At 70.3% G+C, this 11,860-nt stretch carries 12 protein-coding genes; 9 read left to right on the top strand and 3 right to left on the bottom strand.

Annotated elements, in window-relative coordinates; all coding sequences use genetic code 11:
• Positions 1 to 888 (bottom strand): RNA polymerase sigma factor SigF (locus tag E2E34_RS23905; RefSeq protein WP_138903977.1); only part of this gene is annotated, 888 nt, incomplete at its 3' end.
• Between the two features lie 85 nt (positions 889 to 973).
• Positions 974 to 1,771 (bottom strand): restriction endonuclease, encoded by a 798-nt coding sequence (locus tag E2E34_RS23900; RefSeq protein WP_138903976.1) that lies wholly within the window; start codon positions 1,769 to 1,771, stop codon positions 974 to 976.
• Between the two features lie 287 nt (positions 1,772 to 2,058).
• Between E2E34_RS23900 and E2E34_RS23895 the strand changes: the two genes are divergently transcribed.
• The 7 genes from E2E34_RS23895 (at position 2,059) to E2E34_RS23865 (ending at position 9,741) form a co-directional block, all read left to right on the top strand.
• The gene (locus tag E2E34_RS23895; protein WP_138903975.1) at positions 2,059 to 2,463 is read left to right on the top strand and encodes an ATP-binding protein; all 405 of its coding nucleotides are present in this window, start codon (positions 2,059 to 2,061) and stop codon (positions 2,461 to 2,463) included.
• A 195-nt stretch (positions 2,464 to 2,658) separates the two neighbouring features.
• Entirely contained in the window at positions 2,659 to 3,354 is a 696-nt protein-coding gene (locus E2E34_RS23890) for a L,D-transpeptidase (RefSeq protein WP_138903974.1), read from the top strand.
• Positions 3,355 to 3,425: 71 nt separating this feature from the next.
• A complete protein-coding gene (locus E2E34_RS23885; protein WP_138903973.1) occupies positions 3,426 to 4,259 on the top strand; it encodes a class II glutamine amidotransferase in 834 nt (277 codons plus the stop codon).
• Positions 4,260 to 4,416: 157 nt separating this feature from the next.
• Entirely contained in the window at positions 4,417 to 5,595 is a 1,179-nt protein-coding gene (gene istB / locus E2E34_RS23880) for an IS21-like element helper ATPase IstB (RefSeq protein WP_138903972.1), read from the top strand.
• 218 nt (positions 5,596 to 5,813) lie between these two features.
• Positions 5,814 to 8,081, top strand: coding sequence for an MMPL family transporter (locus E2E34_RS23875; protein ID WP_138903971.1), 2,268 nt, complete (start codon positions 5,814 to 5,816; stop codon positions 8,079 to 8,081).
• 31 nt (positions 8,082 to 8,112) lie between these two features.
• Positions 8,113 to 8,697, top strand: coding sequence for a cysteine hydrolase family protein (locus E2E34_RS23870; RefSeq protein WP_138903970.1), 585 nt, complete (start codon positions 8,113 to 8,115; stop codon positions 8,695 to 8,697).
• 219 nt (positions 8,698 to 8,916) lie between these two features.
• Positions 8,917 to 9,741, top strand: coding sequence for an endonuclease I family protein (locus tag E2E34_RS23865; RefSeq protein WP_138903969.1), 825 nt, complete (start codon positions 8,917 to 8,919; stop codon positions 9,739 to 9,741).
• A 105-nt stretch (positions 9,742 to 9,846) separates the two neighbouring features.
• Here E2E34_RS23865 and E2E34_RS23860 read toward each other — a convergent pair whose 3' ends face one another.
• On the bottom strand, positions 9,847 to 10,290 hold the full coding sequence (locus E2E34_RS23860) for a flavin reductase family protein (protein WP_138903978.1): 444 nt from the start codon (positions 10,288 to 10,290) through the stop codon (positions 9,847 to 9,849).
• A gap of 469 nt (positions 10,291 to 10,759) precedes the next feature.
• Here E2E34_RS23860 and E2E34_RS35965 point away from each other — a divergent pair, with 469 nt between their 5' ends.
• Both E2E34_RS35965 and E2E34_RS23855 read left to right on the top strand, forming a co-directional pair.
• The gene (locus tag E2E34_RS35965) at positions 10,760 to 11,110 is read left to right on the top strand and encodes a hypothetical protein (protein WP_208765319.1); all 351 of its coding nucleotides are present in this window, start codon (positions 10,760 to 10,762) and stop codon (positions 11,108 to 11,110) included.
• A gap of 142 nt (positions 11,111 to 11,252) precedes the next feature.
• On the top strand, positions 11,253 to 11,860 hold a 608-nt coding region (locus E2E34_RS23855), incomplete at its 3' end, for a DUF2637 domain-containing protein (RefSeq protein WP_244316032.1).

Raw genomic sequence — 11,860 nt, 5'->3', positions numbered from 1 at the left:
GGCGAACATGCCTGCCCGGAGCTTGGCGATCGTGCGGCTGAGGAGGCGTGAGACCTGCATCTGCGAGACGCCGAGCCGCTCGCCGATCTGGGACTGAGTCAGCTCCTGGCCGAAGCGCATCTCGATGAGGCGGCGCTCCCGGTCGTCGAGCTGGTCCAGGAGAGGGGCCAGCGTGTGCAGGTCCTCGATCGTCTCCATGGCAGGGTCCGGCTCACCCAGTACGTCGGCGACGCTGCGTGTCCCGTCGCCGCTGTCCCCGCCGTCATTGGGGGTCTCCAGGGAGCCCGCCATGTATCCGTTCGAAGCGACGATGCCCTCGATGACCTCTTCCTCGCTGAGGTCAAGATGCTCGGCGAGCTGCTTGACGGTCGGCTCGCGGCCGAGGTCGACGGCGAGGCGCTCCTTGGCCTTGGCGAGCTCGACCCGCAGCTCCTGCAGTCGCCGGGGCACGTGCACGGCCCACGAGGTGTCGCGGAAGAAGCGCTTGATCTCCCCGATGATGTAGGGGAGCGCGAAGCTCGTGAACTCGACCTCGCGCGACAGGTCGAACCGGTCGATGGCCTTGATCAGACCGATCGTCCCGACCTGGATGATGTCCTCCATCTCGCCGCTGCCCCGGTTGCGGAACCGGCGCGCCGAGAAATGCACGAGGGAGAGATTCATCTCGATCAGGGTGTTGCGCGCGTACTGGTACTCGTGAGTGCCCTCTTCAAGGACTTGGAGCCGCTCGAAGAACAGCTTCGACAGTGCTCGAGCGTCCTTCGGGGCCACCTTCCCCGCGTCCTCTATCCAAGGCAACTCCTCGGCACCGGCCGGTGAGCCGACGTCGGAAGGGGCCGCGGCCTCCATCCGATCGGTGTCGGCGGCCTGGGCGGAAGTCGCTGTCATCTGTGTGTCCTCCCCTGGTAGTGCTTGTTTTCCCACGACGGTGTGCCCTGGCTTCCATTTTGTATTCATTCCGCTCGGCAATGGATCAGGGGCAGTTTCCCGACGGAGCGCTCACCTCCGCGTCCCAGGGGGCGACGCCCGTGCCGTCGGTCCAGGCCACAAGGCCCGCGTGGTCGACGCAGAGGATCCCGCACTGCTCGGCGTACTCGGCGGCGGGCTGGGTGAACTCGCCGGTGGTCACGACGGCCGCCACGTGCGCCTCGTGGACCGCGAAGCACGTACCGCCGAAGCGCTGGACGTCCTGGGAGCCGACCTTGTTCATGGGGCCGTAGCGCTTGCACTGGATGACGACGCGGCGCCCGTCGGGCGTGATGCCCACCACATCGGCGCCGAGATCCCCCGCTCCGCCGACGACGTGGACGTCCCGGCAGCCGTCCCGCTCGCAGAGCGCGGCGACGGCCTGCTCGAACTCCACCGGGTCCATGGCGGCGTAGTCGGTGGCCGCGAACGTCTCGACGGGGACCTCCGCCTCCGCCGCCGTCCCGGCCTCCGTGACCACGGCGGGCGCGGGATCGCCCGGCCGCCCCTCCGGGACCGGCGCGCTCCCTGACATCTCGTACGTGGCCTCGACGACGGCGTCGGTGACGCGGGCGGCCCTGCGGCGTCCGCGCGCGTTCCGCAGGGCCGCCACCGCGCCGGCCGCGACGACGACGATCACGACGGCGAACAGCGGGCGGCTGTCGGCCGTTCGTACGGCCAGCCTCAGGGTGAGCCCCGCGCCGCACAGCACGATGGCGACGAGGCCGAAGCACAGGATCGTCTGCCGGAGGCTGAAGGCCGTTCTCCGCCGGATCCGCCCCGGCCTGCGCCCGGATATGGTCATATGCGACGGTCCCCCCTGGTTGCGCCGACGTGAAGATCATTCATGGCTGCCATGTGCCCCGGCCAGCCCGTTTCAACAGTCGGGTGCCCGACCGCCCCCGGGCGCGGACGAGTTGGCGAGGGGCGGGGGAGAGAAGCCGGGGAAAAGGCGGGCGAAAGGCGGCCATGAGGTGGGCGCCGCGAGAACCTGACGGGATCAGCCGTCAATCCCGTAGCCTTTGACCAACAATTCGAGTTCGCCCGAGGGGCCCATGGACGTGATCATTTCCAGACGGACATGCGAGAGCGATGTCTGACGCCGCCACCGGCCACGGCTGGTGTATCGCCCAGGGGCCGGGCGCTTTCGGTCACGCCCGGGACCTCGCCCGGGAGACGCTGGAGTCGTGGAGCTGGCCGCCCGAACGAGTCGAGGTCGTGGTGCTCCTCGTGTCCGAGCTGGTCACCAACGCCCACCGGCACGCCGGTACGGACGCCTGGCTCCGGCTCGACCCGACCTCGGACGGCGTGCGCCTGACCGTCCGTGACGCCAGTCCGAAGCCGCCCGAACCCCGGGTTCCCGACCCCGAGGCCGCCGTGGGCGGGTTCGGGCTGCACATACTGGACCGACTGGCCTCCCGATGGGGCGTCGAGACGCACGCGGACGGCAAGCACATCTGGGCCCTGGTGCCCGCCACCGCCACCGCGCCGAACTGACCGGCCCCGTCCCGTCGTCGAGGCGATACGGCGATGTCGTGTTTGTGGCGTTCTGTGCGACCGCCCCCGCCGGGCGGCCGGGCCGATCCCGGCCACGGTTACCGAACTGTCTCCTTTCCGCGTGCAACTGCGGCCGCTTTTCCGCCGTCTATTAGGCGAAACGTGAATCGCACGGGCGCACAAGGAGGGGCATCAGTGAGGGACATACGCCGAAGAGGAATGGTCGCGGCCGGAATTACCGCGCTGGTGGCCCCGCTCACCGTGGCCATGGGCAGTACGCCGGCGCAGGCCGCCTCGTGCACGACACAGACCGGCCCGTACCAGAAGAAGGTCGAGAAGTTCCTCGGCCGCCCCGTGGACGGACGGCAGTCGGCCGCCGACTGCAGGGCGATCCAGGCATTCCAGACGAAGCACTCGATCAGTCCGAACGCCGGATACGCGGGCCCCGTCACCTGGGGCGTCATGGACCTCATGACCAAGCAGAAGGCCGTCGGGACGAACCCGAACCGGGCCGGCAAGTGCCCGACGAACAAGGGCCGCATCGCCTGCGTCGACCTGACCCTCCAGCTCAGCTGGATCCAGGACGGCGGAGAGCTGAAGTACGGACCGGTCGCGGTGCGCACCGGCCGCAACGGCTACGAGACCAGGACGGGTGCGAAGAAGATCTACTGGCGCAACATCGACCACGTCTCCAGCATCTACGACGTGCCGATGCCGTACAGCCAGTTCTTCGACGGCGGCCAGGCCTTCCACTCCGTCGGCATCAGCGTCTGGGCGCCCCCCGGCTCCCACGGCTGCGTGAACATGACCAAGAAGGACGCCTCGAAGTACTGGAGCATGCTCCGCAACGGCGACGACGTCTTCGTCTACGGGCGCAAGCCCGGCACCTGAGCGACCTGTTTCCCGGCGCTCGTGCGGGGCACCCGCCAGGAGAAACTGCGTCGAGGCAGGGAGTGCTCTCCATGTGCCGATGGCTTGCCTACTCCGGAACACCCGTTCTCCTCGGTGACATCCTGTACAAGCCCGCTCACTCCTTGATCGACCAGAGCCTCCATTCACGGCTGGGCGTGGAGACCACCAACGGCGACGGATTCGGTATCGGCTGGTACGGATCCGGCGCCGGCACGCCCGCCATCGTCCGGGACACGGGCCCCGCGTGGAACAACCGCAACCTGCAGGAGATCGCGGACCACGTCCGCTCACCGCTGTTCTTCGCCCACGTCCGCGCCTCGACCGGTACGGCCGTGCAGCAGACGAACTGCCACCCCTTCCGGCACGGCCGGTGGATGTGGATGCACAACGGTGCGATCACGGACTTCCACCGGATACGGCGCGACCTGTCCATGGCCATCGACCCGGCGCTGTTCTCCTCACTCGAGGGCTCGACGGACTCGGAGGTGATGTTCTACCTGGCCATCACCCTCGGCCTGGACCAGGACGCTCCGGGCGCCGTCGCGCGGATGGCCGGGCTGGTCGAAGGGATGGGCCGGGAGCACGGAGTGGAGTTCCCGCTCCAGATGACGATCGCGGTGACCGACAGCAGACGGCTGTGGGCGTTCCGGTACTCGAGCCGGCAGCCGTCGCGGTCGCTGTTCTACAGCACCCGCGAGGCCACCGTACGGGCGCTCCACCCCGACCTCGCGTTCCTCAAGGACGCCTCTCCCGAGACGCGCCTCATCGTCTCGGAGCCGCTGGGCGATCTGCCGGGCGTATGGAACGAACTGCCCGAGGGCAGCTGCGCCGTGGTCCAGCCCGGCGAGGACGCGCTGATGTCCTTCGCCCCCGAGCCGGTGTGACGGGAGCGCCCGGCGCCGCTCCCCGCACTGTCCTACTGGAATTCTATTAACCCCAACGAGTGGTGCGAATTCAGATTTTCGGCCGTGGCCCACAAGAATACGAATCTGCCCACGGCCGGAGGTTCTCTTGTCCCGCCCTGCCACACCCCCATCGACCATGACGACGCTCGGGTGCGCGCTGTTCGCCACCCGATGGCTCCAAGCCCCGCTGTATTTCGGCCTGGTGGCCGCTCAGGGGGTCTACGTCTACAAGTTCTTCAACGAGTTGTGGCATCTCATCGACCACGTCGTCAGCGGGCGGGCGGACGAGACGCATGTGATGCTCGCCGTTCTCAAACTGGTCGATGTCGTGATGATCGCCAATCTGTTGATCATGGTGATCGTCGGCGGGTACGAGACCTTCGTCTCCCGGATCGGGCTCCAGGGCCACCGCGACCAGCCGGAGTGGCTCTCGCACGTCAATTCCAACGTCCTGAAGGTGAAGCTGGCCACCGCCATCGTCGGCATCTCGTCGGTGCACCTGCTGCAGATGTTCGTCGACGTCCACCACACGCCCCAGCACGACCTGCTCTGGGGCACGGTGATCCACATGGCCTTCATCGCCTCGGCGGCGATCCTCGCCTACATGTCCGGCCCCATGGCCTCGCACGAGCACCGGGGGCAGGCCGCCCCCGCCGCGCAGCCGGTCGTCCTGCCCCGGCAGCGGGACCACACGCCGGACGAAGCGGGTTCCGCGGCGGAAGCGCGGATCGACGCGGCCGGGTTCCCCGCGCGCAAGACGCTGGAGATGTTCGACGACGGTCTCCTGCGGTCGCCGGGCCCGCAGACCCTCGCCCGGCTGGGCAAGGCCGACTTCGTCGCCGGCCACCGCAATGTGGTGCTGCTCGGCGCTCCCGGCACCGGCAAGACGCACCTGGCCGTCGCGCTGGGCCTGCGGGCGTGCCAGGCCGGACACCCGGTGCTGTTCGCCACGGCGGCCGAGTGGGCCGCCCGCCTCGGTGAGGCGAAAGCCGCGGGCCGTCTCGCCAAGGAGTTCGCACGGCTGGACGAGTACCCGGTGCTGATCGTGGACGAGCTCGGTTACGCGCCCCTGGAGGACGAGGCGCCCCACCTCCTCTTCCAGCTCGTCTCGCACCGCTACGAGCGGGCCTCCCTGATCGTCACCAGCGACCGGCCGTTCGGCCGCTGGGAGGAAGTGTTCGGTGACGCCGGGATCGCCTCGGCCGCGGTCGACCGCCTGGCCCATCACGCCGAGGTGGTCACCCTCGACGCCGACAGCTACCGCACGCGGGGCCTCGCCGCCGCGGTCGCGGGACGCGAGGGGACCGTCCTCTGACCGCACGCGTGCCCAAGGCGGGCGCGTGAACAGGGCGAGCGGCGGCCCGTACGCGAACGGTTTCCCGAGCGGGTCGGCCGCGTCACCCGTTCTCCCCGGCGGACGTGCCGCGCGGGCCGGTGGCGGCTTCACTGTGGGCAGTACGGCGCGTCGCTCCCCAGGAGCCGCGTACGCGGCACGGACCGTGCCGGCAGCGTCGGCGGTCGACGGGAGAACGCATGCCATCGTCCCACTCAGCGGCCGACCGGCCCGCCGCACCGCGCCCCCGGGGTGTGCTGCGGCGCCTCGGCGAGTGGTGTGCCCGCCACTGCGTGACCGTCGTCGTGCTCTGGCTGGCCGCGCTCGTCGGACTGCAGGTGCTGGAGCGGTCGCACGGCGGCTCGTACTCCGACAACTTCTCCCTGCCCGGGTCCCAGTCGCAGGACGGACTCGACGTCCTGCGGGCGCACGACCCCGCCGCCGGCGGTTACGGCGCGCAGATCGTGCTCCACGCCTCGAAGGCGCTCACCGGCGTCAGCGGCCAGATGGCGACCGCGGTGACCAGCCTGGAGAAGCTGCCCCACGTGCTCAGCGCCCAGAACCCGCTGCCGGCGCCCGGCACCACACCTCCCACCGGCAGCCAGAACGTCGGGCCGTACGCCGGCGACGGGAAGACGGCGTACATCACCGTCCGGTTCGACGTCCAGCCCTCCACCCTGGGGTCCTCCTACCTCGACGGTGTGGACCAGGCCGTGCAGCCGCTGCGCGCGGCCGACGTGACGGTCGAGTACGGCGGACCGCTGGGCGAACTGGCCCGGCCCGAGGCGGACGACCGCACCAGCGAGGCCATCGGGTTCGGGGTGGCGATCGTGGTGCTCCTGATCGGCTTCGGCAGTGTCGTCGCGGCGGGACTTCCCCTGGTGAGCGCGCTGATCGCGGTGGTCTGCGGACTGGCCCTCCTCGGGTTCCTGGCCGCCGCGTTCACCTTCGCCACCGTCTCACCGACGCTCGCCACGATGATCGGCCTCGGCGTGGGCATCGACTACGCGCTCTTCCTCATCACGCGCCACCGGCAGAACCTGATGAACGGGCAGCACCCCGTGACGGCGGCCGGGACGGCGGCGGCGACCAGTGGCCGGGCCGTGCTCGTCTCCGGCTGCACGGTGATCATCGCCCTGTCGGGCCTGTGGGTCTCCGGGATCGGCTTCATCGGCAAACTGGGCCTCGCCGCGGCGGTCACCGTGGTCACGGCCGTGCTCGGCGCGCTCACCCTCGTCCCGGCCCTGCTGGGGCTGATCGGCCGGCGGATCGACAAGCTCCGCGTCCGCGGGCCCGTCGCCGAGACCGGCGCGGAGCCCGGCGAGGAGGCGCACGGCACATGGCACCGGTACGCCCAGCGGGTGGAGCGCCGCCCGTGGTGGTTCATGGCGTCCGGCGTCGTGGTCCTGGCCGTCCTGGCGATCCCGCTGCTCTTCATCCAGTTGGGACACATCGGCGACGGGGCCGACCCGAAGTCGTTCACCGACCGGCGCGCCTACGACCTGATGTCGTCCGCGTTCGGCCCCGGCTCGAACGGCCCGATGACGCTCGTCATCGATCAGACCTCCGTGCCGCAGGCCGACCGGTCCTCGCTCGCCGACGCGGCGAAGAGCGCCCTGAGCGACGTGCCCGACGCCGCGGTCATCACGCCGCTCCAGCCCACGTCGGACGGCGACGTGCTGATCGGCACGGCGTACTCGGTCGCCGCTCCGCAGGACGAGAAAACCACCGCACTGGTCAACCGTCTGGTGGACGACGTCCTGCCGCAGGCGGTGTCCGGCACCGACGCCAGGACGTACGTGACGGGCACGGCCGCCGCCCAGGTGGACTTCCTCGACGTCGTCTCCAGCAGGCTGCCGCTGATCATCGCCGTGGTCGTCGGACTCGCCTTCCTCGTCATCCTGGTCGTCTTCCGCGGCGTGCTCGTCGCGGTCAAGGCGGCCGTGCTCAACGTCCTGTCGATCGCGGCCTCCTACGGTGTCGTGGTGGCGGTCTTCCAGTGGGGCTGGGGCGGTCCCGCGCTCGGCGTCTCGGGCGAGGTGCCCATCGAGAGCTACGTACCGATGATGATGTTCGCCATCGTCTTCGGGCTCAGCATGGACTACGAGATCTTCCTGCTGTCCCGGGTCCACGAGGCGTGGCTGCGCACCGGCGACCCGCGGGCGAGCGTCGCGCACGCCCTGGAGATCACCGCGCGGGTCATCACCTGCGCGGCGCTGATCATGGTCAGTGTGTTCGCGGCCTTCATCGTCAGCGACAACATCGTGGTGAAGATGCTGGGCCTCGGGCTGGCGGCCAGCGTCCTCATCGACGCCACCGTCGTACGCCTGCTGCTGGTGCCCGCCGCCATGACGCTGCTGGGCAAGTCGGCCTGGTGGACGCCCCGTTGGCTGGACCGGGCGCTGCCGCACGTGAACGCAGAGGGGGAGACGCCGCCCGAACCGGGGCCGGTGGGAAAACCGGTGTGACCTCGCGGCGCCGACCGCCATCATGGCGGGCATGAACGATGACGTGAATCCCGTGGAGGCCCTGCTCGTCGTGGACGTCCAGTCGGCGTTCGTCCGTGGTGACGGAGCCGTCCCGGACGCGGCCCGCCTCCTGGACCGTACGGCGGACCTGATCGCACGGGCGCGGCGGAGCGGGGCGCTCGTCGTCCACATCCAGAACGACGGAGCGCCGGGAGCGGACGACGAGCCCCGTACGCCCGGGTGGGAGTTGCACCACCCGATCCTGCCGGGACCCACGGAGGTGGTGATGCGCAAGGCGGAGGACGACGGATTCGAAGGGACATCGTTGGCGAACCTGCTGACCGACGCGGGGGTACGGGCCCTGGCCGTCTGCGGGATGATGTCGGAGATGTGCGTACTGGCCACGGCCCGCACCGCGCTGGCGCTCGGCTTCCGGGTCGTCATGCCCCACGACGCCCACGCCACGCAGAACATCCCCGCGGCACCTGGCATCAGCGACGCCGTTCCGGCCGCCACGGTCTCGCGGGTCGCCGAATGGGCTCTGGGCGACGAGGTCGAGATAGTCCCGCGTGCCACGGACGTCACGTTCACGGCCCTTCCCTCGCCGGTCCGCTGACACCGGCAGCGACGACGCCAACGGCCGTACGGGGCAGCCGTTTCGCGCCCTGGTCGCCCGCGCCGGGTCAGGGAGGGCCTGTGAGCGATTGTGAACAGTTGTGATCTTGAATTGTGGTTGTTGCGTGGATGTCATCCGAAGTTGCCCGTGGCGTGGAAGGGTCCGACCACCGTCGTGATCGCCCGCCCCATCGGGCATCCATGAGAGGACACCATCCCCATGTCCCGTCGTATCACCCTGAGATGGGCCGCCGCCCTGGTCGCGGCCGGCTCCATAGGCATGGTCGCAGCATCCCCCACGCAGGCCGGCCCCGCCGCGGACACCGAACGCGCGACGACCGCCGTCACCGCGGCGTCGGACCCCGGTTCGTACTACGCGGCCGCAGAAGGCAAGACCGGCGCCGCACTCAAGAGCGCGCTGCACACGATCATCAGTTCGCAGTCGACCGTCTCGTACGACCAGGTCTGGACGGCGCTGAAGAACACCGATCAGGACCCCGCCAACTCGGCCAACGTCATCGAGCTGTACACGGGCAAGTCCATCGCCAAGACCCGCAACGGCGGCAACACCGGCGACTGGAACCGCGAGCACGTCTGGGCCAAGTCCCACGGCGACTTCGGCACCTCCACCGGCCCTGGCACCGACCTGCACCACCTGCGGCCCGAGGACGTCACCGTCAACAGCATCCGGGGCAACAAGGACTTCGACAACGGCGGCGGCACCGTGTCCGGCGCGACGGGCAACTACACCGACGCCGACAGCTTCGAGCCCCGCAACGCCGTCAAGGGCGACGTGGCCCGCATGATCCTCTACATGGCCGTACGGTACGACGGCGGCGACGGCTACGCCGACCTCGAACCCAACGACCGGGTCGGCAACGGCTCCCTTCCGGCGATCGGCCGCCTCAGCGTCCTGAAGCAGTGGTCGCAGCAGGACCCGCCGGACGCGTTCGAGCAGCGCCGCAACGAGGTCATCTTCAGCACCTACCAGCACAACAGGAACCCGTTCATCGACCACCCCGAGTGGGTCGAGTCCATCTGGTAGTCCGGCCGCCGCTCCGTGCGCCCCGGCCGCCGGGCCCGCTCGATCAGTGGGCCCGGCCGCCGGAACCCGCCTGGCGGCACGCCTCGTCGAAGGCCGGGGCGGCGGTCAGGCGGGGTGGCCCGGTGTCAGGTCGCCGACGTCGGTGAAGGCGAGCAGTTGCGGACGGCCGGGCGGGCGCGGTGAGCAGGCGACCGGTTCCAGCAGGAAACCGACGTGGTCCCCGCCGTCGAAGTGGTCCCGTACGCGTCCGACGAACCAGGCGCAGGCTTCGTCCAGCACCGGTGCGCCGCCGAGCCCCGGGCGCCACGCGACACGCGCGAACTTGTCGACGCTGTCGCCCGTCTCGCCGCCGAACAGCGCGGCGGGCGCCCTGTCCTCGCGCCTCAGCAGGTGGACGCCCAGGTGCGAGGCCCCACGTGCCACGCGGTACGTGCGATTGGCCCTGGACAGCCACACCACGAACCGGGGCGGGTCGATCGAACTCTGGGAGGCGAACCCCACCAGGCATCCCGCCCGCTCGTCCGCCGTCGCGGCGGTGACCAGGTACATCGGATAGTCGAGCAGGTCGGTGAACGCGTCGAACTCCACGAGGGGACGCTATCGCGTCCAGCGGCCGCTGTCCCCCGGCGGGCCACGGGCAGGAGCTCCCTGCCCGGCGCACGCGGCACCGGTGGCCCGCGACCGACACCCGGCGCCGGGCGCACTGTTCCGCACGAGCGGTGTGGAACAATGCCTCTGTGCGCCCCCGGCGCACTTCCAACCCGGCGGACCGGCCTGCCGTCCACGGCGGGTGAGCGCCATAGGTTGGGGGACGGCTCACCGCCGGACGCCTCGGCGCTTGGCCGCACGCGATCACCCCTGGTCACCGCTTCCGGCCGGTTCACGCCCCGGCAAGGGCGACGGTGGTCCGACCCTGAGGCGGGTCGTCAGCGGGAAGGGGGCACCCTACACCAAAGGGTCGCTGCAGAACCGATAAACCACCCGGTAGTGACCACTCATATGCCTCCTAATCACCCAGATGCCGCGCATCCTGCCTAACGCCTACACCGTTGGGCGGAATATGACGAAAGCAAAGCGGGCCGACATGCCCGTGCAGCGCTTGATCAGTTCCAGGAGTGATGTCGGCGCCCCCGCCGTTCGGATGGGGGAGTGGGTCTTCACGCCCCCCGTACGCCTTCGCTTCGCGCAGGAAGCGAACGCGACTTTGCACGACAACGACCGTTGTATCGACCTGCGGTACTCGTCCCCGCTCCTGGAACACCTCCTGGCGGAGCTGGGACGTATCGAGGCCGACTTCGTCACGCTGTCGAGCGCCGCCGAAGCCCCGGGCGGGCACCGCGGTCAGCCGGGCGGGCAGCGACATGCATGAGGGGCGCGGCCGCCACAGCCGCGTCGGACCTCCCGACGGTTCAGGGTCCACTGCCTCCTGGTCGAAGCCGGACGACAGCTGTCCGCAGGCCGGATTCCGGCACGAGCAACCTGCCCCCCTCGATCCTCTCGGCCCGCTCGACATGCCCTGGGACCCGGCGGAAGAACTCGCCCATCTCCTCCAGGAGGCCATCCAGAACGACCGCGACGCGGGCGTCGACGCGCCCGCCGACCGCGACGCGCCGCCGGCCGCCGACGCCGTGGACGCTCCCCTCGACGGTCTGACGCGGATCACGGCGGAGCTGCCCGCCGTGCGGTCCGCGCCCCGCCGGCGCCGCCGCGCCCTGTCACGAAAACGCACGGCCGGCGCCCTGCAGACGATCAGTTTCTTCCTGGCCGCGCTCGCCGCCGTCATCGTCTCCATGGTGTGCGTCTTCGGCGGCATGGTCACGTACGATCCCCTGCGCCACCTCGCCCGGTACCGCACCGCCAAGGACGCGGTGACCTGGTGGCCCGTGCTCGTCTACGGGCCCTGGATGGTCGCGTCGCTGTCCATCCTGCGCGCCGCGCTGCACCAGCGCCGCGCCGTGCACTCGTGGAGCGTCGTACTGCTCTTCTCCACGGTCTCGATACTCCTGTGCGTCTCCCAGGCGCCCCGAACCGTCGTGGACGTGGCGGCGGCCGCCCTGCCGTCACTCGCCGCCCTCGCCTGCTTCCAGCAGCTCGTACGGCAGATCACGCTCACCCGGCC

Origin of the sequence: Streptomyces albidochromogenes (genome assembly GCF_005981925.1) — a bacterium.
GTDB classification, from domain to species: domain Bacteria; phylum Actinomycetota; class Actinomycetes; order Streptomycetales; family Streptomycetaceae; genus Streptomyces; species Streptomyces albidochromogenes.
Note: the sequence above shows the minus strand (reverse complement) of the source record. Positions and strands in the feature narration are given on the sequence as shown.